Origin of the sequence: Streptomyces sp. NPDC102467, assembly GCF_044765445.1 — a bacterium.
GTDB lineage: Bacteria > Actinomycetota > Actinomycetes > Streptomycetales > Streptomycetaceae > Streptomyces.
This window is the reverse complement of the sequence record NZ_JBIWKA010000018.1, coordinates 51,876-76,255: the sequence shown is the minus strand read 5'-3', so window position 1 is coordinate 76,255 and position 24,380 is coordinate 51,876. Positions and strand designations below refer to the sequence as shown.

Here is a 24,380-nt window from a genome sequence, read left to right as displayed (position 1 = left end):
GGCCCACGCCGACTGGTGTGGGCCACACCAGCACCCCGGGTCAGGGCCGGGGCAGGCGCGGGGCGGCCGTGGAGGCGCGCGGTGTCAGGGACGGCATGGGCACCGGGTGGGACGTGACCGTACGGCCCTCGATGAGGTCGAAGAGGACGCGCGTCACATCCGCGCCGAAGCCGTGCACGTCATGGCTCATCGCCGACAGCGTCGGATGCGTGAGGCGGCACAACTGGGAGTCGTCCCAGGCCAGCAGGGACAGCTCGGCCGGCACGGACACGCCCATCTCGGCGGCGACGCCGAGACCGGCCACCGCCATGATGTCGTTGTCGTAGACGATGGCGGTGGGCCGCTCGGCGCGCAGCAGTAGTGACCTGGTGGCCCGCGCCCCTTCCTCGCCGGCGAAACCGGTCGCCACCTGGAGCGTCCCGTCGAGCCCCAAGGCCTCGAGCGTCTGCCGGAACGCCTCCTCGCGGATGGCGCTGTGCCCCAGCCCCGCGGGTCCGCCGACCCGTCCGATCCGGCGGTGGCCGAGGGCGGCCAGGTACCGGACGGCCTCCCCCATGGCCGTGGCGTCGTCGGTCCACACGGACGGGATGCCGCCGGTCAGGTCGGGATGGCCGACCGCCACCGCGGGGATACCCAGTTCCTTGAGCGGTTCGATGCGCGCGTCGTCCCGGTCGAAGTCGACGAGTACGGACCCGCCGACCTGGCGCTCGCGCCACCAGGTCTGCTGCAGCTCGATCTCCTCCTCCCTGCTGCTGACCAGGCGCAGCAGCAGGGAGCAGGAGCGCTCGGCCAGCACGCTCTCGATGCCGGAGATGAACTCCATGTAGAAGGGTTCCAGGCCGAGGAGCCGCGCCGGGCGGCAGATGGCCAGGCCGACCGTGTCCGTGGTCCGCCGGGAGAGGCTGCGCGCGGAGGAGTTCGGCGCCCAGCCCATCTCCCTGGCCACCGCGAAGATCCGCTCCCGGGTCGCCGCGGACAGGCCGGGCTTGTGGTTGAACGCGATCGAGACGGCGCCCTTGGAAACTCCCGCGGCGGCGGCTACGTCCTTGATGGTGACGCGCTGCGTGGGTGTGCTCACGCGGGTTCCACACAGAAGAGGGCGGCCCTGATGGCGTTGGCTCCGGCGCCCCGGGTGCCGCGCACGCGGATGCGGGTGCTTTCGCCGGGCAGCAGAGTGGTCAGGCCGCGGTCGGCCCGGGCGTGCGGTGCGATGCGGTCGGCCTGCAGCAGCAGGTCGCGTACGAGAGTCTGGGCGGTTACCACGACGTCGACTGTATCCCGCTCCTGGCCGACGGTTTCGACAGCGATCTCGAAGCGGGGCTCCGGGTAGGCGAACTCCCGGTCCCGCGTCTCGAAGTGGAGCGCGCGCAGGCCGTCGGAGTCGGCGACCAGGTACTCCTTGTCGGACCCCGTGACCGGTGTGACCTCCGGCGGGACCGGCAGCCGTACGACCTCGCGGGCCGGTGCGGTCAGACCCAGGCAGACCCGCGTGGCGACGGTCCCGTCGGCTCGCATCAGGCGCAGCGTCACCTCACAGGTCCACGGCTGGGGGCCCTGATTGACCAGGACGAGTTCGGGCCCGTCGGCGGCCGGCTGCAGAGTGAGCAGGCGGTCGGCGTAGACGCGGCGCAGTTCGTGGTGGAGCGGCTTGAGGCGGCCGTCGCCGTCGATCGCCGCCCACGAGCTGACGGGCCAGCAGTCGTTGATCTGCCACACGATGGTACCGGCGCAGCGCGGCCAGTTCGCGCGCCAGTGCTCGATGCCGGTGGCGACGGCGCGGGCCTGGACGACCTGGGTGAGGTAGTGCCAGCGGTCGAAGTCGCCCTCGGGCAGGGCGAAGTGGCGGGCGAGTCCGCGGTTCAGCTTGCCGTTGCCGTCCTCGGCCTTCTGGTGGTGCAGCATGCCGGGCGAGTCCGGTGCGAGGTCCTCGCCGGGCAGGGCGCGGCGCAGCGTGGCCATCGCCGGGGGTGCCTGCCAGCCGAACTCGGAGACGAACCGCGGCACGTTCGCCCGGTACTCCGTGTAGTCCTGCCGGTTCCACACCTCCCACGAGTGGTACGTGCCGTGGTCGGGGTCGTTGGGGTGGTGGTCCCAGGAGCCGGACCACGGGCTGCCCGCCGTGTAGGAGCGGGTGGGGTCCAGCTCGGCGACGACGCGCGGCAGCAGCCCGAGGTAGTAGCCCTCGCCCCAGGAGTCGCCGGCGAGTTCGCCCTCCCAGTCCCAGTCGCGGAAGCCCCACAGGTTCTCGTTGTTGCCGTTCCACACCACGAGGCTGGGGTGCGGCATCAGGCGCACCACGTTGTCACGGGCCTCGGCCTCGACCTCGCCGCGCAGCGGCTGTTCCTCGGGGTAGGCGGAGCAGGCGAAGAGGAAGTCCTGCCACACCATGAGGCCGAGTTCGTCGCAGGCGGTGTAGAAAGCCTCGTCCTCGTAGATGCCGCCGCCCCAGACGCGGACGAGGTCGACGTTGGCGGCGGCTGTCTGTTCCAGTCGGGTGCGGTAGCGCTCGGGGGTGATGCGGGAGGGCAGTACGTCGTCGGGGATCCAGTTCACCCCGCGCACGAAGATCGGCACACCATTGACGACGAACGTGAATCCGGTGCCGTGCTCGTCCGTGTCGCGATCGATCTCGACCGTCCGGAAGCCCACCCGGTGCTGCCAGGCATCGAGCGGCCCGTCACCATCGGACAGCGTCAACTCGATGTCGTAGAGCGGTTGTTCACCGTAGCCGCGCGGCCACCACAGTCGGACGTCCGGGACGTCGAGCACCAGTGTGGCGGTGTCGCTGTCGACCTCGACGCGTGCCGTGACGCCGGCCACCGTCGCGTGGGCGACGAGGTTCCGGTCCGTGCCGGTGGCGGTGCGTTCGAGGTCGACGCGGAGTTCCACGCGTCCTCGCGTTCCCTCCACGGTGACCAGCGGGCGGACCTGGGCGATGCGCGCGGTGGACCAGCGTTCGAGCCGGACCGGGCGCCACATGCCCGCCGTCACCACCGTCGGGCCCCAGTCCCAGCCGAAGCTGCAGGCCATCTTGCGGAGGTACTGAAACGGCTCCGGGTAGACATTGGGCCGCTCGCCCGTCAACGCCCGTACCGTGGCCGCCTCTTCGTAGGCGGATGCGAAGCCGACGCTCAACTCCCCTGCTCGGCCGCTCACATCGAACCTGTACGAGCGATGCATGTTGCGGGTGCGACCCAACTCCGCGCCGTCGAGGGTGACATGGGCCACGGTGTCCAGGCCCTCGAAGACCAGATCCGTCCGCTCGTAGGTGTCGTCGGACGTCTGGGCCGCCGACAGGTCGCGGGTATAGGTCCACGCGCGGCGGCCCACCCAGGCGATCTCCTGCTCATTCCGCCCGATGAACGGGTCCGGGATCAGGTCGGCGGCGAGCAGGTCGGTGTGGACGCAGCCGGGGACCTGGGCGGGGATGTGCGTCCCGTCGTGCTCGAGACGCCATCCCTCGCTGAGCTGGGCGGTCTCCTTCATAGTGCGACTCCAATCGGACGGACGCGGGCCCGGTTCGTATGAGACGCCCGCCAACCTAACTCGCCTTTCATGAACCGGTCTAGTCCTCAGCAGTGGTCGACGACCTACGCAACAGGCCTGGTGGAGCGGTTACTTGCTAGGTGCACAGGCAGAGCACGGGTAACGATTGGGTATCGCGCCGGAAATCGAGGCTTTACCGGTTCACTACTGGCTGACATAGTGCCGTCAGCCCGCAGGGCCTGAGCCGTAACCCTTGAAAGGAGTTGGGCACATGAGGACGAAGCCGCTGAGCGCGGGGCTGCTTGCCGCCACACTGCTGACCGTCGCGGGGTGCGGCGGCGGAGGGAGCTCCTCGGGGGAGACGGCCGGTTCGCCCTCCGACCCCGCCAAGGTGTCGGGCACCATCACCGTGCTCACCAACCGCACCGACCTCGTGCAGGACGGCACGATGAAGAAGTACGCCGCCGAGTTCAAGAAGACGTACCCCAAGGTGAGCATCAAGTTCCAGGGGATCACCGACTACGAGGGGGAGGTCAAGATCCGGATGAACACCGAGAACTACGGCGACGTCCTGCTGATCCCCGCGGCGATCGCCAAGGGTGACTACCCGAAGTTCTTCGCCCCGCTCGGCGCCACCGAGGACATGGCGAAGACGTACCGCTTCACCGGCAAGACCGATGTCGCCGGAAAGACGTACGGCATCGCCAACTTCGGTACGGCCAACGGCTTCGTCTACAACAAGGCGGTGTGGAAGAAGGCCGGCATCAGCGACTGGCCCACCACCCCTGCGCAGTTCCTGGACGACCTCAAGCGGATCAAATCGAAGACCGACGCGACGCCCTACTACACCAATTTCAAGGACGGCTGGCCGCTGAGCGGCGCTTGGACCAACAACGTCGGCTCGGTCAGCTGCGACGGCAAGGCATGGGACGCGCTGGCCGCGACCGACAAGCCGTGGAACACCGGCAGCGAGCTCAATGTCAACGACACGCTCCTCTATGACATCGTCCACGACAAGCTGTCGGAGAAGGACCCCACGACCACCAACTGGGAAGCGTCCAAGACCCAGTTGGCCCAGGGGAAGATCAGCAGCATGATGCTCGGCTCCTGGGCCGTCAGCCAGATGCGCGCCGCCGCCTCGAAGGCGGGGAAGAGTCCGGACGACATCGGCTTCATGCCGTTCCCGGCCCAGAAGGACGGCCGGTTCTGCGCCACCCTGGTCTCCGACTACCAGTTGGCCGTCAACACGCACTCGGACCACAAGCCCGCCGCTCGTGCCTGGATCGACTGGTTCACCGAGAAGTCGGGCTTCGCCGCCAAGGAGGGCGGCGTCTCAGCTCTGACGGCCATGAGTTTCCCCGACGTCCTCAAGCCGTATCAGGACAACGATGTCAAGCTCGTCGAGCGCTCGGAAGCCAGGACAGAGCAGGTCAACGCGATCGACAACGCCTCCGAGATCGGTCTCTCCAAGCAGGACTACCGCCAAAAGCTCATCGACCTGGCCCGCGGCGCCCAGCAGGGCTCACTGCAGGACTACTTCGCCGAGCTGGACAAGCGCTGGGGCGAAGCGGCCGCGACCGCCGGCAACTGACCCGCGCAGGCGTACGGGGCCCGCGCCGCCCGCCGGGGCCGGGCCCCCGTCTGCCAGTCGTTCCCGTCGCGGACCACGAAAGGGCAGTCCCGCATGACCGACACCACACCGAAAGCACCACCAGCACCGGGTCCGCGCGCCGCTGCCGTCCGGGTGCGCCCCGGCCGCGGCGCCCCGCTCCCCCGGTCCTGGCGCGATCATCCCCTGCGCAGGATGACTCCGTGGCTCTTCCTGCTGATACCCCTCGCGCTGCTGGTCACCTTCACGTACGTGCCCGTGGCCAACATGATCTATTACAGCTTCACGGACTGGGACGGTGTCAGCCCCGACCGGAACTACACCGGTCTGGAGAACTACACCCAGCTCTTCACCCGCCCCGAGCTGTTCCGGGTGTTCTTCGTCAGCTTCTACTATCTGGCCGCGTCAGCCGCGCAGATCGTGATCGCGCTCTACTTCGCCACGATCCTCAGCTTCGACCTGCGCTTCCGCAACCTCTTCAAGGGGATCCTCTTCTTCCCCTACTTGATCAACGGCGTGGCCATCGGCTTCGTCTTCCTCTACTTCTTCCAGGACGGCGGCACCCTCGACTCGATCCTGTCCTGGTTCGGCGCCGGCGGCGACCACGCCTGGCTCGGAGATCCGGAGTCGGCCAACACCTCACTGGCCGGAGTCTCCGTGTGGCGGTACACCGGCCTGAACTTCGTGCTCTTCCTGGGGGCGATCCAGTCGATCCCCGGTGAGCTGTACGAGGCCGCGCAACTCGACGGCGCGAGCCGCTGGCAGCAGTTCCGGCACATCATCGCGCCGGGCATCCGGCCCGTCATCGGGCTCAGCGTCATCCTGGCGATCTCCGGTTCGCTGGCCGTCTTCGAGATCCCGTACATCATGACCGGCGGCGCGACCGGCACCTCGACCTTCGTCATCCAGACGGTCAAGCTCGCCTTCCAGTTCAACAAGACGGGCCTGGCCTCGGCCTGTGCCGTGGTGCTGCTCCTGATCATCCTGCTCGTCACGTGGATCCAGCGACGCCTCGTGCCCGACGACAAGGTGGACCTCGTATGACCGCGCTCACCACCGGCGACCGGCCCGCCGCACGCAGGCGCCCGCGCCTCGGCAGGACACTGACGTATCTCTCGCTCGTCGTCGGCTCGCTCGTGGTCCTCGTGCCGCTCGCCGTCGTGTTCCTCACCTCGCTCAAGTCCTCCCGCGAAGTGTCCGACGGCGGCGGCGCGTTGAGCCTCCCGGACGACTGGCTCAACTTCTCCAACTACGCGACGGCGTTCCGCGACGGGCACATGCTCACGGCCTTCGGGAACACGGCGTTCATCCTGCTGTTCTCCGTCACCGGCACCGTCCTCATCGGCTCCATGACGGCGTACGCCATCGACCGCTTCGAATTCCGGTTCAAAAAGACGGTCATGGCGCTGTTCCTGATCGCGACGCTGGTGCCCGGCGTGACGACGCAGGTGGCGACCTTCCAAGTGGTCAACAGCTTCGGCCTGGTGGACAGCCGGTGGGCGCCCATCCTGCTCTACATGGGCACGGACATCGTGTCGATCTACATCTTCCTGCAGTTCATCCGCGGAATCCCGATCTCTCTGGACGAGGCGGCCCGGCTGGACGGCGCGAACACCTTCACCATCTACCGCAAGATCATTCTGCCGCTGCTCAAGCCGGCGATCGCCACCGTCGTCATCGTCAAGGGCATCACGACGTACAACGACTTCTACATCCCGTTCCTCTACATGCCCTCCGAGGACAAGGGCACGATCTCCACCGCCCTGTTCCGCTTCAAGGGCCCGTTCGGCGCGCACTGGGAGGACATCTCCGCCGGAGCGATCCTCGTGATCCTGCCGACGCTGCTCGTCTTCCTCTTCCTCCAGCGCTACATCTACAACGGCTTCGCCCAAGGTGCCACGAAGTAGCGAGGCCGATGCGGCGCCCCTGCCCCGACCGGGCGCCGCATCACCAGGGACCGGTGCTCCAGCGGACCGTCTTCCCTTCCGGTCACTCTTGATCGCGGTCTTGTCAGGAGGCTCTGTGGTGGATAGGACTGTCGGTGCGAACAGTCATCGGAGGTCTGGCTGTCCTGCCGCGTGAACCGCAGGGTCCGTCGATGCCGGGTGAAAGGTGGAGCAACTCGTGAGTCAGGTGCGGAAGACCGGGGTGAGCCGGCGGCGTGTGCTGGGTACGGCGGCGGGGCTGGCCGCGGCCGCGGCGGGCGTACCGTCCACCACCGCGTTCGCGGCACCGGCGCGGACCGCGTCCGACGAGGCCCGCCGGCTCCGGCACGCCGCCCGCGTGACGATCACGCGGGACGACTGGGGCATCCCGCACGTCGTGGGCGAGACCGATGCCGACGCGGTGTTCGGGATGATGTACGCGCAGGCGGAGGACGACTTCAACCGGATCGAACAGAACTACCTGGTCTCCCTGGGCCGCCTCGCCGAGGCCGAGGGCGAGAGCGCGATCTGGCAGGACCTGCGGCAGCGGCTCTTCCTCGACCCGGAGACGCTGAAGAAGGAGTACGCGAAGTGCCCGGAGTGGCTGCGCACGTTGATGCGCGCCTGGGCGGACGGGCTCAACCACTATCTCGCGACACACCCCGAAGTACGTCCGCGCGTGCTCGACCGGTTCGAGCCGTGGATGCCGTTGAGCTTCTCGGAGGGCAGCATCGGCGGCGACATCGAGTCGGTGCTGCTCAGCCGGCTCGAAGCCTTCTACGCCGGCCGGGACGTGCCGATGACCGACGAGGAGCGCGGCCTGGTGCTGCGCGAACCCACGGGGTCGAACGGCTTCGCGATCGCGCCGAGTCACACCCGGGACGGCCACGCGCTGCTCCTGATCAACCCGCACACCAGCTTCTTCTTCCGCTCGGAACAACAGGTGACGAGCCGCGAAGGACTCAATGTCTACGGCGCCGCCACCTGGGGCCAGTTCTTCATCTACCAGGGCTTCAACGCGGACACCGGCTGGATGCACACGACGAGCGGCGTCGACAACATCGACGAGTTCGCCGAGACGATCGTCACGGCGGCCGACGGCACCCGCTCCTACCGTTACGGTGACGAACTGCGCCCCGTCACGACGAAGACGGTCACCCTGTCGTTCCGTACCGAGGACGGGGGGCAGGAGAAGCGCGGCTTCACGACGTTCGCCACACATCACGGGCCCGTCGTGCGCGAGGCGGACGGCAAGTGGATCACGTGCGCGCTGATGAACAAGCCCGTCGAGGCGCTGAAGCAGAGCTTCCTGCGCACCACGACGGGGAACTACGCGGAGTACCTCCGGGTAGGTGGCCTGAAGGCGAACAGCTCGAACAACACGCTGTTCGCGGACTCGAAGGGCGATATCGCCTTCCTGATGCCGCAGTTCATGCCGGAGCGAGCCGATCGCTTCGACTATCTCCAGCCCGTCGACGGCAGCGATCCGGCGACCGACTGGCACGGACTGCACAGCCTGGACAGCATGCCGCACGTCGTGAACCCGAAGACCGGCTGGGCGTTCAACTCCAACAACTGGCCGTGGACGGCGGCCGGTTCGGACAGTCCGAAGGCGGCCGACTATCCGCGCTACTTCGACAAGGTCGGGGAGAACCCGCGCGGGCCGCAGGCGGTCCGCGTCCTGTCCGCGCGCGACGACTTCACCCCGCGGACGTTGATCGACGCCGCGTTCGATCCGTACCTGACCGCCTTCGCGCGGCTGATACCCGGGCTCGTGACGGCCTGGGACCAACTGCCCACGGGCTCAGGGCAGAAGGCCACGCTGAAGGGGCCTGTCGCTCTGCTGCGCGACTGGGACAACCGCTGGGCGGCGAAGTCGACCGCGACGTCACTGGCCGTGTTCTGGGGTGAGGACTTGTGGGCACTCACGTCCGAGGCGGCGGCGAAGGCCGGACTGTCGGTATGGGACTACATGGCCGACCGCGCCACTGACGCACAGCGGCTCGGAGCACTCGGGACCGCGACGCAGCGGCTGGTGCGGGACTTCGGCAGCTGGAAGGTGCCCTGGGGCGACATCAACCGCTATCAGCGCAACGACGCGGCGATCGTCCAGCAGTTCAACGACGCCGAACCGAGCATCCCGGTGCCCTTCGCCTCGTCCCGCTGGGGCTCCCTCGCCTCGTTCGGCGCCAAGTCCTACCCGGGAACGAAGCGCTACTACGGCACCAGCGGAAACAGCTTCGTGGCGGTGGTGGAATTCGGGCCGCGGGTGCGCGCCTGGGCGGTCACGGCAGGCGGCGCGAGCGGCCACCCCGACTCCCCGCACTTCAACGACCAGGCCGAACGCTATGCGAAGGGCGACCTGCGCCCGGTCTACTTCTACCCGGACGACCTCAAGGGCCACATCGAGCGGAGGTACCGGCCGGGCAGGTGAACTGCCGGGCCACGCGCTACGCGCCGCGCGCGTTCACGTCAACGCGCGGCGCCGACCGATCGCTGCGCCGCGTCGATCCTGCGCTCCTGACGGCGCAACGACAGCGGAACCAACAGGAACAGCACGGCACCGCCCAGCATCAGCGCGGCGGGCCCGTACGATCCGCTCGCGATACTGACGGAAGCCATCACCACCCACAGAGGGATCATCACGATGCGCATCCAGCGGTACGCCCTGCTTCTCTGCTGCTCGACCGCCCTGCGCTGACGCGCCAGGACAGCGAGTACCGCGGGCCTCACCTCCGGCTCCAGGGGAGGGCTGCCCCGCCCTGTCGCCCGGCCGATCAGCATGAGTTGCCCGGCAGTGAGACCGTGGCGTCGCGCCCGTTTCCGCTCCTGCCGCCAGACCACGACGAGAGCGACCGTCGCGCAGACCAGCGCGATCGCGCCCGTGAGGCAGCCGGACGCCAGCCAGTCGTCCGTGCCGGCGAGCAGCACGCCGACCAGGAAGCCCAGGAGCGCCGATGCCATGAGGGTGACGAGCACCCACCGCGCCGCCCAGCGCCGGTGCTCGTGCCGGTCCCCGTTCCACGATGTGCTCGTCACCTGGACACCCCCGTTCGTCAGGGCCTTTCGCCTACCCTGCGAACGCGGCACCATCCAACGGGTTCGCCCCCGGGTTCAGGATCGTCCGAGCATCGCCAGGGCCGCGAGCAACCGGTCGATGTCCTCCGGGCTGCTGTAGGGGGCGAGCCCCACCCGTACGCCGCCTTCGGCGCCCAGGCCGAGGCGTTCGGCGGCCTCCACGGCGTAGAAGGAACCGGACGGCGCGTCGATGCCCTGCGCGGCCAAGTACCGTGACACCTCGGCCGGTTGATGCCCTGCGACGGTGAACAGCAGGATCGGCGCAAGCCCGGTGGAGCGTGCGTGCACGGTGATGCCGTCCAGCTCCGCGAGTCCGCGTTCCAGCCGCTTCGACAGCATGTGTTCGTGCTGCTCCAGCGCGGCGAACGAAGCGATCAACCGCTCGCGGCGGCTGCCCTGCGCCTCCGGGTCCAGGCCCGCAAGGAAGTCCACCGCGGCGTGCGCTCCGGCCAGCAACTCATAGGGCAGAGTGCCCAGTTCGAAGCGCTCGGGCACCTTGTCGCTGGACGGCAGCAGCTTGTCCGGCCGCAGGGACTCCAGCACGTCGGGCCGGCCGGTCAGCACGCCCAGGTGCGGGCCGAGGAACTTGTACGGGGAACAGACGAGGGTGTCGGCACCGGACGCGGCCAGGTCCACGACGGCGTGCGCGGCGTAGCCCACGGCGTCCACGTGGAACAGGGCGCCCGCCGCGTGGGCCAGGGCCGCGATCGATGCCAGCTCCGGGCGCGTGCCGGTGAGGTTGGAGGCGCCGGTGACGGCGACGAGCCGGGTGCGCCCGGACAGTTGCGCCTCGATGTGTTCGGGCCGCAATTCGCCGGTCGCCGGGTCGAAGTCGGCCCACCGTACGAGCGCGCCGGCCGATGCGGCGGCCTGGATCCACGGCCGGATATTGGAGTCGTGGTCGAGCCGCGTGACGACGACCTCGTCACCGGGGTTCCACGTCTTGGCCAGCATCCGGGACAGGTCGTATGCGAGTTGCGTGGCGCTGCGGCCGAACACCACCGTGTCGGGCGTGGTGCCGAGCAGGTCGGCCAGGGCCGCGCGGGCACCGGTCACGATGCGCTCCGCGTTGCGCTCGCCCTCGGTGGTGTGCCCCCGGTTCGCCAGCGGTCCGGTCAGCGCCGCGACGATGGCGTCGATGACCGGTTGCGGGGTCTGGGTGCCGCCCGGGGAGTCGAAGCGGGCGGAGCCGGCGGCAAGGGCGGGGATCTGTGCGCGGATCGCGGCGACATCGAAGGGCATGAATCGACTCCAGGGGTAGGGGAACGCGGCCGCCTGGGGCGGGGCGGCATGTACGTCGTACGGCTGAGACGTACCCCACGTCGCACCTGCGACTCCAGCCCTGTGATCAGCGTCCCGCCGGCGCTTCGCGGCGCGCCCGCAGGACGAGTCCGACGGGAGGCCGAACGATCAGCGCGTCACATCACTCCCGGCGGCTCAGGCGTCCGGGCCACCAGGACTTCGGCCCGATGTCCCGCACCAGCGCGGGAACCAGCAGCGATCGCACGACCAGTGTGTCGAGCAGCACGCCGAACGCCACGATGAACGCGATCTGCGCGAGGAACGCGAGCGGGATGACACCGAGCGCGGCGAACGTCGCGGCCAGCACGACACCGGCCGATGTGATCACCCCGCCTGTGGCGACGAGGGCCCGCAGGATTCCGTCGCGGACACCGTGTTCCAGTGATTCCTCCCGGGCCCTGGACATCAGGAAGATGTTGTAGTCGACGCCGAGTGCGACGAGGAACACGAACCCGTACAACGGAACGGAGGCGTCGGTGCCGGTGAAGCCGAGGACATGCTGGAAGACGAGCGACGAAATACCCAGCGTGGCAAGGAAGTTGAGTGCGACCGTCGCAACCAGGAGCAGCGGCATGAGGAGGGAACGGAGCAGTCCGACGAGGATGACCAGAATGATGAGCAGGACGACGGGAACGATCAGCGTGCGGTCGCGCTCGGCGGTGTGCTGGGTGTCGTACTGCTGCGCCGTGTAGCCGCCGACCAGGGCGTCGGCCCCGTCGATGCCGTGCAGTGCGGAACGGAGCCGGGAGACCGTCGCCTTGGCCGCGTCGCTGTCGGCGGGGTCCTTCAGCGTGACGTCCACGCGCACCTTGCCGTCGACGACGCGGGCCGGACCACCGCCGGGCCGTCCCTGTTCGGTCAGGGCCGCCGCGTCGGCCACGCCCTCGGTCGCCTCGGCCCGCTCGCTGACCTCCTGTTGATGGCGTGCGTCGGCGATCACCACGGCCGGGTTCCCGGAGCCGCCGGGGAAGTGCTCGGCCAAGGTCGCCTGCGCGGCGACCGACGGAGCGTCATTGACGAAGATCTCGTCGAGCGGCACGCCCTTGGAGTCCAGGGTGGGGGCGAAGGCCGCGCACACGAGCAGTCCGCCCAGCGCGACGGCCCAGATCTTGCGCGGCGCCTTCTTCACCGCGTGGGCGATACGAGGCCACACCCCCTGGCCGCCGCTCGCGGTACCGGCGGGGCGCGGGCGCGCGGGCCAGTACGCGGCGTTGCCGAGCAGCACCAGGACGGCGGGCAGGAACGTGAGGGTGCTGAGCACGGCGCAGACGATGCCGATCGCGCCGACCGGGCCGAGTGCGCGGTTGTTGGTGAGGTCGCTCAGCAACAGCGCGAGCAGGCCGAGGGCGACGGTGCCGGCACTGGCGATGATCGCCCCGGTCGACCGGCGCAGGGCGGCCCGCATCGCGGCGAACCGATCGGTGCCGGTGGCGAGTTCCTCCCGGAAGCGGGCGGTGAGCAGAAGGGCGTAGTCGGTGGCCGCGCCGATCACGAGGATCGAGAGGATCCCCTGGACCTGCCCGTCGACGCGGACGACGTCGTGATCCGCGAGGACATAGACGACGGCGCACGCGTCCCCCAGGGCGAACACCGCACCGAGGATGATCACGAAGGGAAGCAGGATGCTGCGGTAGACCAGCAGCAGAATCACCAGGACCATGACCAGCGCGACCACGAGCAGCAGTCCGTCGATACCCGCGAACGCGCCCGAGAGGTCTGCCTGGTTCGCCGCCGGTCCGGCGACGGCGACCGTGGCGCCCGGGACACCGGCCGCCGCCCGCTCGATGCGGTCGAGCGTGGGAGAGAGCTCGTCACCGAGGTCGGGGCGGAGCTGGACGATTCCCTGCAGGGCCTGCCGGTCCTTCGAGGGCACCGCGGGCGACACCTGGCCCACCACCCCGGCCGTCCCGCGCAGCCGGGCGAGCGCGCTGGTGGCCCGGCTCTGCTGGTCGGCACTCAAGGAGCCCTTGTCGTCCGCGGTCCATACGACGATCGCCGGCAGGGTCTCGTCCTTCTGAAAGGCGCGCTGGGCGTCGATCACCCGGGTCGACTCGGCATTGCGCGGCAGGAACGCCGCTTGGTCGTTGGTCGCGACCTCTCCGAGCCGCCCGGCGTAGGGCCCCAGCGTGCCACCGACGGCAAGCCAGACGATCAGCAGGACGAGGGGCACGAGCCAGCGGGCGCCTCGTGTGGTGCGGGGCATGGTTCTCCCAGGGCAGACAGCGGAAACAAACTCAACGGAAAAGTATCTTAATGATTGAGTTAAATGGGAAGCGGGGGCTTCCTCACAAGGGGGTTCCGCTCGGGCCGCCTCATCGGATGCAGGCGGCCCGCCTACACCTGCGGGCTCTTGGTCTCCGTGAGCTCCTCGTTGAGGTTGCTCAGAAACCGCAGCACAACGGCGAGTTCGGGTTCATTGAAACCGCTCCGGACCCGGTCGGCGGCCTCCGCCAAGGGGCCGAAATACCGCCTCGCCCGAGCCTGGGCACCTGGCACGTAGTGCAGATGAACGACTCTTCTGTCCGCGCTCTCGCGGACCCGGTTGATGTGTCCCGCCCGCTCCAGCCGGTCCACACACGCGCTGACCGCGCCGGAGGTGAGCCCCAGCCGATGCCGCAGCACACTCGGGGTGAGCGGGACCTCGGAATCCAGAATCGCGGCCAGCGCCTGGACGTCCGTGGGGTGCAGACCCTGCCCGGCCGCGAAGCCGTGCACCAGGCGGTTCAGCTCGCCGTTGAGCCGACGCAGCTGAACGCCGAGGGCCTGCAGATCCGGGTGAGGTTCACGACTTTCCACCTGGACACCCTATCGACGCCGACCGGGACGTCCCCGATGCCCTGCGCCGGCGAGGCCGGGCGCCCTGTCAGCCCTCGTTGGTCGCCAGCAGGCCGGCGCGGAGCTTGGCGACCACGCGGCTGATCAGCCGGGAGACGTGCATCTGCGAGCAGCCCAGCTCCTCGCCGATCTGCTGCTGCGTGCGCTCCTCGACGAAACGCAGGTGGATCAGGGTGCGGTCGCGGTCGTCCAGGTCGGCGATGAGCGGGGCCAGGGCGTGGAAGTTCTCGACGAGTTCGAACCGGTCCTCGTCGATGCCGATGAAGTCGGCCAGCATCGTGTCGGACTCGTCGTCATGTGAGCCGACGGCCGCGTCGAGGGAGACGGAGTTGTAGCCGTTCGACGCCTTCTGGACCTCGGCGACCTCGCCCGCGTCGAGCTGCATCAGCTCGGCGAGCTCGGCGGTGGACGGCATGCGGCCCAGTCGGGTGCGCAACTCCTCGGTGGCCTTGGACAGTTCGATACGGGCTTCCTGCAGCCGGCGCGGCACGTGCACGGCCCACGAGGTGTCCCGGAAGAACCGCTTGATCTCGCCAGTGATGTAGGGGACCGCGAAGGAGGTGAACTCGACTTCACGGGTCAGTTCGAACCGGTCGATCGCCTTGATCAGGCCGATCGTGCCGACCTGGACGATGTCCTCCATCTCCTGCACACCGCGGTGCTTGAAGCGGGAGGCCGCGTACTTGACGAGCGAGAGGTTCATCTCGATCAGCGCGTTGCGCACGTAGCTGTACTCGGACGTGCCTTCCTCAAGACGCGTGAGGCGGTCGAAGAAGTGGCGGCCGACCTCGCGAGCGTCCCTCGGCGCGATGGAAGCGGGGTTCTCGTAGGCACGCTCCAGCAACTGCTGAGCCTGCGTGTCCGCGTCCTGGGTCCGCTGCTGGTGCTGCGTCGCCACGGTAATCATCTGCCCCGCCCCTTCGAACTGGCTTTCTTCCCTGCCCGCCACGATTACCCCGACACTCCACCCGCATGCCTGCCAGTTTTCGGAGCGTCCGCCTGGTCGGCCTCGGCCCCGGAATCGGACTCGGCAGCAGCCGAGTCCTGCTCGGCCTCCGTCGACTCCGCCGCGCCGACGAGGTACTCGAAGGTTCCGGTGATGGTCAGCAGCCGGTCCAGGCGCGGGGAACGCTCGACGATGCGCAGCGCCGCCCCGACCTCATCGAGTTGACGGCGCAGCCCGAGGAGCGTGGACAGGCCCATGGAGTCGACGCCGCTCAGACCCGCGCAGTGCAACCGCAGGACCCGGGTGGCGGGGTGATCGGCCAGGGCCTCGGTGGCGTGCCGGGTGAAGTAGCCACTGGTGTCGTAGTCGAGAGCCCCGGTGACGCGGAGCGTGAGCACGCCGCCGCGCGATGCGGACGACTCGAGGTTCAGTGCGGCGTGGGTAGTCATGCGGCCTGCCCGGGTCCGGGAACGGTCAGCGCTCCGCGCGCTGCGGCGAGGATGCCGGTGGCGCGCGGGAAATCGTTCAGCTGGTGCAGCAGTGAGTCCAGTGCGGGCAACAGACTCCGCGGAGGGACGCCTCGCGCGTCGAGTATGCCGACGGTCCAGGCGACGAACGTGGTGAACAGCTCGGCGTCGTCGACGTAGAGGGCGGTGACCAGGTAGGTGACGATGTGGTCGATGTCCTCGGCCGTGCGCTCCCGTTGAAGCTCGCTGTAGGAGCGCATCGGTGGAAAAGCATCCTCGACGTCGGCGAGAGTCTGCTTGACCAGCTGCCGTTTCGTCTGTCTGACCAAGGTGTATTCCTGGTCGGACAGGTGCGGCAGATCCAGGTCGGGCAGGCGGGCCGCGTCGACGACGGGCCGGTCGAGCCCCTGCTCCAACAGAGTGTGCGCGCCGACGGCGTGCGGAGCCCACGCCGCCTGCATCCGGTGCGCGTAACGGCCTTGCGGGCCGAACGCGGCGCCGCCGGCCAGGATGGGCGTGCCGGTGGTCCGGCAGGCGCTGATCGCCGCGTGGGCCGTGGGCAGATGGGAGGGTATGGAGGAGGAGAGCAGCACGGCGTCGGAAGGGCGCTGGTGGAGGTGGGCGATGAGGTGCTCGGTGGGGACCTGCGCTCCCAGATAGTCGACGTTCCACCCCCGCAGGCGCAGGACTTCGGCGACCAGGCGGGCGGGCAGCGCGTGCCATTCGCCGTCCACGCACGCCACCGTCACGCGGCCCCGAACCGGGCTGCCCAGGACGGGCGCGGCCGCGTCGGCGACGGCAGAGACGCATCGCTCGTTGATCGCGGTCGCCGCGTGCTCCTGCGCGATGGTGATCCTGTTGGCCGCCCACTCGACGCCGACTCGTTCCTGCGCCGGGGCGATCAGTTCGAGGAGCACCCGCTCGGCCACCGCCGCCACCCGTGCGGGATCGCCTTCACCCACGGCGTAGCGCACCAGCGCGACAGCGTGCGTGTCGTCGCAGTCGATCAGTGCTCGCCACAGTTGCTCGCGCAGGTCGCTGTAGGTCAGCGCCGCGGGGGCGCCTGCGGTTGTCTCACCTGTTGTCATGCTGTGAACCTGCCCCGGGTGTGGCCGTCCACCGCGGTGAGGTGGTTATTGCGCGGTGCGGTGATGGCCAGCACGGCCATGTCGTCGTGCGGGCCGCCGTCGATCCACTGCGACGCGACCATCTGTACGTACTCGGTGACCGCTTCGGCCGGCAGGCCCGCGCACCGGGCCAGCGTGTTGCGAAGGCGCTGCTCACCGAACATGACGTCGCCGAGCGGGCCGCCGTGCGCCTCGGTGATGCCGTCGGAGTACAGCAGGCACGTCTCCCCCGGCTGGAGTTCCACGGTTGCCGTGGTGACCTTGACCATGTCGGTGGGCAGGGCGCCGATCAGCATGCCCTGTGTGTCGGCTTCCTCGACCTGCCCGTCGCTTCGCACGATGAGCGGAGTGGGATGACCTCCGCTCGACACGCGCAGCCGTACGCGACTTCCCTCGCGCTTCACCGAGGCGAGGGCCAGCGTCGCGAAGCGCGTGTGATGTGAGGTCAGGAGCGCGTTGTTCAGCAGGGTGAGTACCCGATGGTGGTCGGCCGCGAACGGGAGCAGCGCCTCGATCGTGTTGCGGATCTTCCCTGTGAGCACGGCTGCCTCGAGGCCCTTGCCGCACACGTCGCCCAGGACCGCGAACGTCTCCGCCTCGTCGCTGTCGGCGGGGTAGACGTCATAGAAGTCACCGCCGATCCGCTCGCTGGCGGCAGCCGCGCGGTAGCGGCCGGAGAAGTCGACGCCGCGCACGCCCTGCAGCACGGGCGGCAGCAACTCCCGCATCAGGACATCGGTGATGTGGGTCTGCTCGGCGTATATCCGGGCGGCCGACAGCGCCGCGCCGGCGCGGGCGGCGAACAGCCGGGCGAAGGCCTCCTCGGCCTCGGTGAACGCCGCCTCCTCGCTGTGGCGCATCATCACGATGGCACCGGCGGGCAGGCCGTGACCGGGCAGCGGAACCACCACGACCGAGCCGATCTGTCCGCCGTTGGCCGTGAACTGCGCCGGGACCGCCCACTCGGGGACCTGGGCCGGATCGATCCAGCGCGAGGGCACCGGCGGAAAGCCCAGCAGCGCCTCGGACAGGCCCGGCAGGTCGCCGGGGTCCAGCGTGATCTTCTCCTGCACCACCTGCCCCCCGGTGGTGCAGCGGGTGACGGGGTACGTCCGGCCTGCGCGGACACCGACGATGACCGCCGCGTCCGCGAGATGCTGCGCGGCCATCCGGGCGGTCACCTCCATACAGCGGTCCGCGTTCAGCGATGCCAGCAGCTCGCTGGAGACCTCCTGCAGAACCCGCGAGCGGGTCCGCTCGCTCTCCAACTGGTCTTTCGCGAAACGCAGATCGCCGTCGTCGACCAGCCACCAGGACACCGCTCCGTCGGGTCCGCGGCTGGGAAAGGCGTCCACCGTCCGCTCGTCGACCCGGCCCCACGCCACCGGCAGCTCGGGGTCCTCGCTCTTGAGCGCCTCGGCGTGCGCCTGGGCCAGCCAGGCGGGCGCCGTGTCCACCAACAACGCCCCGGCGCGCAGGCCTTCGAGGAGCGCGTTCGCCTGGTCGTTGCAGGACAGGACGCGGCCCGCCTCGTCCACGGTGACCGTCGGATACGGGTCACGCGGGCCGACGGCGGTGTCCGCGTCGGTACCTCGGGAGCTAGTCGGCTCCGTGGGGGAAATCATCATGTGGGACCCGCGCACTGCGGATCCCCACCACCCTTCGCTGGGGAATCTCAGGACAGCAACCGTCGCCGACGGCAGCGGACTTGCCCCGCTCCGGGTTCAGCATGCACGGTCACAGTTTCCATAGGGCAACAGTTGCATGACTGAAGGTGTCTGGCAACCACCACCCCGGACGCTCCGCCGTGGGGCCCGCGAAGGGTCGGGTTCAGGACCGGGTTTCGCGTCCGAACCAGTCCAAACACACGACGAGGGCGTCATCGTCGGCGACAGCGTTCACGTAGTCCGCCAGTTCTTGCAGGATCGCGCGGGGCACCGCCGACGCCGGCAGCAGGCTCGCGGCCTGGATCGCCCGCGCGAGCATCCGCTCGCCGTACTCCTCCCCCGTCTCGGACAGCGCGGCATAGACGCCGTCGCTCACGAACAGCAGACGGTCGCCGGGCCGCACGTGGAACTCCTGCGCCACGTAGTCGGTCTCCTCGAACATGCCCAGAGGCAGTTGAGCCTCGAAGGGAATGTGCTCCACCGTCATGCCACGCTGTCGCCACAGTTGGGGCGATCCCGCGTCCACCGCCCACACCCGGCCCGTCTCCAGCTCGAAGGAGAGCAGCAGGGTCGAGACGTACTCCTCGCCCCGGTGCTGCGCATGGAGCGCCTGGTCGGCGAGGGCCGCCTGATCGGCGATGCCGATTCCGGCCCTCCGGGCGTTCCGCAGGGCGTTGACGGCGAGGTTGGTGAGGAGCGCGGCGCCGATCCCCTCCCCCATGCCGTTCGTGATGGTGAGGGTGAGTGTCTCGCTGGTCACAGCCCAGTCGAAGTTGTCGCCGTGGATGGCGTACGCGGGCTCGAGCTGCGCGCCGATCGCGTATTCCGTACGGGTACAGGCCCGCCCCGGCAACAGTTGCCACTGCATCTCCGCCGCCAGGGTGAGTCGGCTGGCCCTGCGCGCCTGCAGATAGACGTCGGTGTCCCGGTCGGCGACAACGATCTCGCGGCCGAGGATCTCCGCGAGATCGGTGAGCTCCGCCACCTCTTGCGGCGTGCATCTCTCTTCCGGAACCCGCACGGAAAGGATGCCGAGTCTGTCGCCGCGGACGGTCACCGGCAGGAAGAGATCCACCGCTCCCCCGCCGCTCACGGCATGACTGCGCGGATCCTGGCTGGCGAAAGCCCGCCCCGCCGGGCTGCCGTGGACGGACAGCGGCTCGGAGGTGTGCGGCAACTCCGTCACCGGCTGCAGGAAGGTGAGACCGTAGTCGGCCATCAGCAGTTCGACGCTCAGGGCGCCGTAGTGCTCGCTCAACGTCTCGCGCACCGCCTCCAGCAGCCCGAAGGGCGCGGCGGTGCGGACAGCGCGTTCCGCGGCAAGAAAGTTCTTCACGACAGCCTTCTTCAATGGTCGAGCCGGCTGCCGAGCGGGAGACGAGAACGGGCGTCGGACGCCACCGAACCGCACCTACGAGCCGAACGGGAACGTCACAGCACCAAAAACATTGCCATGTGGCAACTGTCGAAGGAGTCTATCCCGCGCCGACCCCACCCGTTCAGGCGATGGCTTCCGAGGAGCCGGAGCCCCCGGCTCCGCCCTGGTCGGTGCTCGGACCGATGTGCGCCGCGGCCGCGTCCTGGAACTGCTCGAGGCCCTCGGCCAACGTCCGCAGATGGGCCGGTGACATGGTCCGCAGCACTGCCTCGATCTCCCGCGCGCGCGACGCGCGGAAGTCATCGAGGACGGCTGATCCACGTCGGCTCAGCCGCAGATCCACCTCACGGCGGCTGGTGGTGCTGGCCAGCCGCTCCACCAGGCCGGCGGCCTCCAGTCGGTCGCACAAGCGGCTCACCGAGGACGGTCGCGAGCCGAGCGCCTCGCCCAGGTCCCGCTGATTGACCCGCTGCTGATCCTCGATCACCGTCAGCGCCCGGAACTGCGAGGGCGGGAGCGGGCCGGTCGAAGCGGCCTCCTGGCCACGCCCCCACAGCACCTCGAGCAGCTCCGACACATGGCACGCGGCGCGGGCCACGTGCTCAGGGGTGCGGGAAGGCAGACTTCGGGGCATTCCAGCACGCTCCCGTCCGAAAGTGAGGTCGACGATGCACGAGCCTACCGCCGATCGCCGCCGTCATGGACGCGCCTTCACGGTCTTCACGCCGGCCTCTTCCGCCGCGCCCTGGCCGCGGTTTCGGCTTTCAGCAGCGCCTTGCACCAGCGGCACTCGCCGGATCCGTGCCCTTTGCGACCGGGGGTGTCGAGCCAGTAGCCGCCGGTCAGTTCGGCCCGTACGCCGCTGACGTACTCATCGTGTTCACGCCGATCATTCATGTGCGGCTCAACGCCACTGCTCGCGGCTCGTACCGGCCCGTACGAAACCCTCATTGACCTGCGACGCTTTCACATCATCCGCACTCCCTGGTCACGGTCCGCTACGTCATCATGTCGGAAACGGTCATCGGCTGCCCTTTCTGCTACGCAAGTGGAACCGGAAAAGACAGTCACCGACCGGCTGCGTACGTGGATGTCGAGACCGGATCAGTCGACCAGCAGCACGAGCTTCCCGCGTACGTCACCGCTCTCGCCGACGCGGTGCGCCTGCGCGACCTCGGTGAGCGGGAAGGTCCGCGCGACCGGCAGCGAGAAACGGCCGGCCTCGATCAGCTCGCCGATCCCGGCGAGCGCGTGCACCGCACGGCCGCTGTCCCCGCGGCTGAACAGCACCCCGTGCTCCCGCGCGCCCGTGAAGTCGGCGATCGTCACGACGTGCTCCGGACCGCCCGCGAGCCCGATGAGCTCGGGCAGGACACCGCTGCCCGCGACGTCGAGCGCCGTGTCGACGCCCTCGGGCGCGAGCGCGCGAACGCGCTCGACGAGACCTTCGCCGTAGGCGACGGGCTCGGTCCCGAGGGAGCGCAGATACGCGTGGTTCGCCGGGCTCGCGGTGCCGATCACGCGCGCGCCGCGCGCCACGGCGAGCTGAACGGCGGCGCTGCCGACGCTGCCGGAGGCCCCGTTGACGAGCAGCGTGCTGCCCCCTCCGACACCGAGCTGGTCGAGCGCACGGGTGGCTGTCTCGACAGCGGCCGGCAGTGCGGCGGCGCCGGGGAAGTCGAGCGACGGCGGGATCGGCGCGTAGTGGGACAGTACGGTCAGCTCGGCCTGGGCGAGGGGCTCGGCGGAGAAACCGAACACGCGGTCGCCGACGGCCACGTCCGCGACGCCCTCGCCGAGCTCGTCGACGACGCCCGCCGCCTCGTGGCCCATGGTCTGCGGGAGGTCCTCGTCCATCAGGCCCTGGCGCTTCTTCCAGTCGCTCGGATTGACGCCGGCCGCGCGCACCGCGATCCGGATCTGGCCCGGCCCCGGGTGCGGGGCGGGGAGATCCACGATCTCCAGGACCTCCGGGCCCCCGAACCGGCTGAAGCGGACCGCCTTCATCAATCACTCCGATCTCGACCCCGAGGTGGCGCGCTTGCCGCGAGCCGCGAACACCGTATGTCACGGCCGGAGGGTCACCGGCCGTGCGTCAGCCGGGGCGACAGATACCGTCCGGTGGCGCTGCGCCTGGACCGGGCGATCTTCTCGGGTGGCCCGGCGGCGATCACCCGGCCGCCCGCGTCGCCGCCGCCAGGACCGAGGTCGATGACCCAGTCGGCGGTGGCGATGGTGTCCAGGTCGTGTTCGACCAGGACGACCGTGTTGCCCGCGTCGACGAGCCGGTGCAACTGCCGCAACAGGAGCGCGATGTCCGCGGGGTGCAGCCCCGCCGTCGGCTCGTCGAGCAGATAGAGCGCATGGCCGCGCCGGGCCCGCTGCAGTTCGGTGGCGAGTTTGATGCGCTGGGCCTCGCCGCCGCTGAGCTCCGTCGCCGGCTGGCCGAGCCGCAGGTATCCCAGGCCCACCTCGCGGAGCGTCTCAAGGCTCCGGGACGCGCTCGGGACGTCGGCAAGGAACTGTGCGGCGGTGTCGACGGACATGGCCAGCACGTCGGCGATGTTCTTCTCCCGGTACGTCACCTCGAGGGTCTCGGCGTTGTACCGCGTGCCCCGACAGGTCGGGCACGGCGCGTAGGTGCCGGGCAGGAAGAGCAGTTCGACCGCGACGAACCCTTCGCCCTGGCAGGTCTCGCACCGTCCCTCGGCGACGTTGAAGGAGAACCGCCCGGCCGTGTATCCGCGAGCCGTGGCCTCGTCCGTCCCCGCGTACAGCTTGCGTACCGCGTCGAACATCCCCGTGTACGTGGCCAGGTTGGACCGGGGTGTGCGACCGATGGGCCGCTGATCGACCCGGACCAGACGGTCGAACGTCTCCAGGCCCGAGACCTCCCGCGCGTCCATCGCGGCCACCGCTTCGTCGGGCTCGTCGGGCGCCGCTCCGAGGTGGTCGCGTACGACGTCGGCCAGCACCTGGGTGACCAGCGTCGACTTTCCGGATCCCGACACCCCGGTGACCGCCGTCAGCACACACAGCGGGACGGCCACGGACACGTCGTGGAGGTTGTGCCGGGAGACGCCGCCCAGGCGCAGCCAGCCCTGCGGCTTGCGGGGACGGTTCTCGAACGGTTCCGCGCGGCCGAACAGGTACTGGCTCGTGGCCGACTCCGCCACCTGTTCCAGGCCGGGCACAGGGCCGCTGTAGAGCACGCGGCCGCCGCCCTCGCCCGCGCCGGGACCGATGTCGACGACCCAGTCCGCCCGTCGTACGACGTCCATGTCGTGCTCCACGACGAACAGCGAGTTGCCCGCCGCCTTCAGCCGGTCCAGCACGTCCAACAGGGGCTCCGCGTCCGCCGGATGCAGTCCCGCGGAAGGTTCGTCGAGCACATACACGACCCCGAAGAGACCCGAACGGAGTTGGGTGGCGATCCGCAGTCGCTGTGCCTCGCCGGGCGACAGTGTCGTGGAGCGACGGCCGAGACCGAGGTAGCCCAGGCCGAGGTCGAGCAGTACCTGTACGCGCGCGACGATGTCGGCGCAGATCCGGACCGCCACCTCCGTCCCCTCCCCCGACCGGGCGTTCGCCGTGGCCGCCGCGGCGTCGGGCAGGTCCGCGACGGGCCGCAGGAGTTTCACCACGTCGGTGAGGGGCAGCGCGTTGATGTCGGCGATGGTGTGACCGGCGAACGTCACCGCGAGCGCCTCCGGTCTCAGACCGCTCCCCTCGCACTCCGGGCAGGGCACGCTGCGCACGAACCGCAGGGCCCGTTCGCGCATCCGCTCGCTCTTGGAGTCGGCGAGGACGTGCATGACGTGCGCGCGGGCGCTCCAGAACTTGCCGTAGTAGCCGTAGTCGATGCGGTCCTCTTCCGGCTCGATGAGGACCGACGGCTGTTCGTCGGTGTAGAGCAGCCAGTCCCGGTCCTTCTTTCTCAGCCGGCGCCACGGCTTGTCGATGTCGATGCCCAGGCCGCTCACGACGCTGCGCAGGTTCGCCCCCTGCCAGGCGCCGGGCCAGGCCGCGATCGCCCCGTCCCGGATGCTCAGCGACGGATCGGGGACGAGCAGGTCCTCCGCGACGTCGTGCACGACACCGAGCCCGTGGCAGTGCGGGCAGGCACCGGCCGCGGTGTTGGGCGAGAAGGCCTCGGCCTCCAGGCGCTCGGCGTCCGGCGGGTAGTTCCCGGCCCGCGAGTAGAGCATGCGCAGGAGGTTGGAGAGCGTGGTGAGGGTGCCGACCGTGGACCGCGACGTCGGGGTTCCGCGTCGCTGTTGCAGCGCCACGGCGGGCGGCAGCCCGGTGATCTCCTGGACCTGCGGCGCGCCGACCTGCTGCAGCAGACGTCGGGCGTAGGGCGCGACGGACTCGAAGTACCGCCGCTGGGCCTCGGCGTAGAGCGTGCCGAAGGCGAGCGAGGACTTGCCCGAACCGGAGACCCCGGTGAAGGCGACCATCGCGTCGCGAGGAACGTCGACGTCCACGCTCCGCAGGTTGTGCTCGCTCGCGCCCCGCACGCGTACGAACCGGTCAGTCGTGTCGTTTTCCACCACTCCT

General features: G+C 69.6%; 19 protein-coding genes. 4 read left to right on the top strand and 15 right to left on the bottom strand.

What is annotated here, in order from left to right; all coding sequences use genetic code 11:
* Positions 1-40: 40 nt before the first annotated feature.
* Together ACIREE_RS33075 and ACIREE_RS33070 are read right to left on the bottom strand one after the other, a co-directional pair.
* Positions 41-1,078, bottom strand: a complete 1,038-nt coding sequence (locus tag ACIREE_RS33075) for a LacI family DNA-binding transcriptional regulator (RefSeq protein WP_404160523.1) — start codon at positions 1,076-1,078, stop codon at positions 41-43.
* The gene (locus ACIREE_RS33070; RefSeq protein WP_404160520.1) at positions 1,075-3,486 is read right to left on the bottom strand and encodes a glycoside hydrolase family 2 protein; all 2,412 of its coding nucleotides are present in this window, start codon (positions 3,484-3,486) and stop codon (positions 1,075-1,077) included. Before ACIREE_RS33070 ends, ACIREE_RS33075 begins: the two co-directional genes overlap by 4 nt.
* A gap of 271 nt (positions 3,487-3,757) precedes the next feature.
* Here ACIREE_RS33070 and ACIREE_RS33065 point away from each other — a divergent pair, with 271 nt between their 5' ends.
* The 4 genes from ACIREE_RS33065 to ACIREE_RS33050 all read left to right on the top strand — a co-directional run bounded on the left by ACIREE_RS33065 (position 3,758) and on the right by ACIREE_RS33050 (position 9,454).
* The gene (locus tag ACIREE_RS33065; protein ID WP_404160517.1) at positions 3,758-5,077 is read left to right on the top strand and encodes an ABC transporter substrate-binding protein; all 1,320 of its coding nucleotides are present in this window, start codon (positions 3,758-3,760) and stop codon (positions 5,075-5,077) included.
* A 93-nt stretch (positions 5,078-5,170) separates the two neighbouring features.
* Positions 5,171-6,139 carry a carbohydrate ABC transporter permease gene (locus ACIREE_RS33060; protein ID WP_404160514.1) on the top strand — a complete coding sequence of 323 codons (969 nt, stop codon included), beginning with the start codon at positions 5,171-5,173 and terminating at the stop codon, positions 6,137-6,139.
* Positions 6,136-7,002: a carbohydrate ABC transporter permease gene (locus ACIREE_RS33055; protein WP_404160511.1), complete on the top strand. Its 867-nt coding sequence runs from the start codon at positions 6,136-6,138 to the stop codon at positions 7,000-7,002. The genes ACIREE_RS33060 and ACIREE_RS33055 overlap by 4 nt, the downstream gene beginning before the upstream one ends.
* A gap of 217 nt (positions 7,003-7,219) precedes the next feature.
* Positions 7,220-9,454, top strand: a complete 2,235-nt coding sequence (locus ACIREE_RS33050; protein WP_404160508.1) for a penicillin acylase family protein — start codon at positions 7,220-7,222, stop codon at positions 9,452-9,454.
* Positions 9,455-9,492: 38 nt separating this feature from the next.
* On the opposite strand, the gene ACIREE_RS33045 is transcribed toward ACIREE_RS33050, so the two are convergent.
* The 13 genes from ACIREE_RS33045 to uvrA all read right to left on the bottom strand — a co-directional run bounded on the left by ACIREE_RS33045 (position 9,493) and on the right by uvrA (position 24,373).
* Positions 9,493-10,059, bottom strand: coding sequence for a hypothetical protein (locus ACIREE_RS33045; RefSeq protein WP_404160505.1), 567 nt, complete (start codon positions 10,057-10,059; stop codon positions 9,493-9,495).
* A gap of 75 nt (positions 10,060-10,134) precedes the next feature.
* Positions 10,135-11,340, bottom strand: coding sequence for a cysteine desulfurase-like protein (locus ACIREE_RS33040; RefSeq protein ID WP_404160502.1), 1,206 nt, complete (start codon positions 11,338-11,340; stop codon positions 10,135-10,137).
* Between the two features lie 181 nt (positions 11,341-11,521).
* The gene (locus ACIREE_RS33035) at positions 11,522-13,603 is read right to left on the bottom strand and encodes an MMPL family transporter (protein ID WP_404160499.1); all 2,082 of its coding nucleotides are present in this window, start codon (positions 13,601-13,603) and stop codon (positions 11,522-11,524) included.
* 131 nt (positions 13,604-13,734) lie between these two features.
* Entirely contained in the window at positions 13,735-14,196 is a 462-nt protein-coding gene (locus tag ACIREE_RS33030) for a MarR family winged helix-turn-helix transcriptional regulator (RefSeq protein WP_404160496.1), read from the bottom strand.
* A 67-nt stretch (positions 14,197-14,263) separates the two neighbouring features.
* Positions 14,264-15,142, bottom strand: coding sequence for a SigB/SigF/SigG family RNA polymerase sigma factor (locus ACIREE_RS33025; RefSeq protein WP_404160494.1), 879 nt, complete (start codon positions 15,140-15,142; stop codon positions 14,264-14,266).
* A gap of 44 nt (positions 15,143-15,186) precedes the next feature.
* Positions 15,187-15,630, bottom strand: a complete 444-nt coding sequence (locus ACIREE_RS33020; protein ID WP_404160491.1) for an STAS domain-containing protein — start codon at positions 15,628-15,630, stop codon at positions 15,187-15,189.
* Positions 15,627-16,736: a B12-binding domain-containing protein gene (locus ACIREE_RS33015; RefSeq protein WP_404160488.1), complete on the bottom strand. Its 1,110-nt coding sequence runs from the start codon at positions 16,734-16,736 to the stop codon at positions 15,627-15,629. Before ACIREE_RS33015 ends, ACIREE_RS33020 begins: the two co-directional genes overlap by 4 nt.
* On the bottom strand, positions 16,733-18,403 hold the full coding sequence (locus tag ACIREE_RS33010) for a PP2C family protein-serine/threonine phosphatase (protein WP_404160486.1): 1,671 nt from the start codon (positions 18,401-18,403) through the stop codon (positions 16,733-16,735). The genes ACIREE_RS33015 and ACIREE_RS33010 overlap by 4 nt, the downstream gene beginning before the upstream one ends.
* Before the next feature lie 202 nt (positions 18,404-18,605).
* Complete coding sequence (locus ACIREE_RS33005) at positions 18,606-19,778, bottom strand: PP2C family protein-serine/threonine phosphatase (protein ID WP_404160483.1); 1,173 nt, start codon at positions 19,776-19,778, stop codon at positions 18,606-18,608.
* A 163-nt stretch (positions 19,779-19,941) separates the two neighbouring features.
* On the bottom strand, positions 19,942-20,454 hold the full coding sequence (locus tag ACIREE_RS33000) for a MarR family winged helix-turn-helix transcriptional regulator (RefSeq protein ID WP_404160481.1): 513 nt from the start codon (positions 20,452-20,454) through the stop codon (positions 19,942-19,944).
* A gap of 86 nt (positions 20,455-20,540) precedes the next feature.
* Positions 20,541-20,717: a hypothetical protein gene (locus tag ACIREE_RS32995; RefSeq protein WP_404160479.1), complete on the bottom strand. Its 177-nt coding sequence runs from the start codon at positions 20,715-20,717 to the stop codon at positions 20,541-20,543.
* A gap of 207 nt (positions 20,718-20,924) precedes the next feature.
* Positions 20,925-21,827, bottom strand: a complete 903-nt coding sequence (locus tag ACIREE_RS32990) for an NADP-dependent oxidoreductase (RefSeq protein ID WP_404160476.1) — start codon at positions 21,825-21,827, stop codon at positions 20,925-20,927.
* Positions 21,828-21,901: 74 nt separating this feature from the next.
* Entirely contained in the window at positions 21,902-24,373 is a 2,472-nt protein-coding gene (gene uvrA, locus ACIREE_RS32985) for an excinuclease ABC subunit UvrA (RefSeq protein WP_404160474.1), read from the bottom strand.
* Between the last annotated feature and the right edge of the window lie 7 nt (positions 24,374-24,380).

Excerpts from the sequence above, each read along its gene's own strand:
- ACIREE_RS33065 (WP_404160517.1), top strand. The coding sequence starts at position 3,758 with ATGAGGACGAAGCCGCTGAGCGCGGGGCTGCTTGCCGCCACACTGCTG.
- ACIREE_RS33010 (WP_404160486.1), bottom strand. The coding sequence starts at position 18,403 with ATGATGATTTCCCCCACGGAGCCGACTAGCTCCCGAGGTACCGACGCG.
- ACIREE_RS33060 (WP_404160514.1), top strand. The coding sequence starts at position 5,171 with ATGACCGACACCACACCGAAAGCACCACCAGCACCGGGTCCGCGCGCC.
- ACIREE_RS33000 (WP_404160481.1), bottom strand. The coding sequence starts at position 20,454 with ATGCCCCGAAGTCTGCCTTCCCGCACCCCTGAGCACGTGGCCCGCGCC.
- ACIREE_RS33070 (WP_404160520.1), bottom strand. The coding sequence starts at position 3,486 with ATGAAGGAGACCGCCCAGCTCAGCGAGGGATGGCGTCTCGAGCACGAC.
- ACIREE_RS33020 (WP_404160491.1), bottom strand. The coding sequence starts at position 15,630 with ATGACTACCCACGCCGCACTGAACCTCGAGTCGTCCGCATCGCGCGGC.
- ACIREE_RS33025 (WP_404160494.1), bottom strand. The coding sequence starts at position 15,142 with ATGATTACCGTGGCGACGCAGCACCAGCAGCGGACCCAGGACGCGGAC.
- ACIREE_RS33035 (WP_404160499.1), bottom strand. The coding sequence starts at position 13,603 with ATGCCCCGCACCACACGAGGCGCCCGCTGGCTCGTGCCCCTCGTCCTG.
- ACIREE_RS32990 (WP_404160476.1), bottom strand. The coding sequence starts at position 21,827 with ATGAAGGCGGTCCGCTTCAGCCGGTTCGGGGGCCCGGAGGTCCTGGAG.
- ACIREE_RS32995 (WP_404160479.1), bottom strand. The coding sequence starts at position 20,717 with ATGAATGATCGGCGTGAACACGATGAGTACGTCAGCGGCGTACGGGCC.
- ACIREE_RS33015 (WP_404160488.1), bottom strand. The coding sequence starts at position 16,736 with ATGACAACAGGTGAGACAACCGCAGGCGCCCCCGCGGCGCTGACCTAC.
- ACIREE_RS33040 (WP_404160502.1), bottom strand. The coding sequence starts at position 11,340 with ATGCCCTTCGATGTCGCCGCGATCCGCGCACAGATCCCCGCCCTTGCC.
- ACIREE_RS33055 (WP_404160511.1), top strand. The coding sequence starts at position 6,136 with ATGACCGCGCTCACCACCGGCGACCGGCCCGCCGCACGCAGGCGCCCG.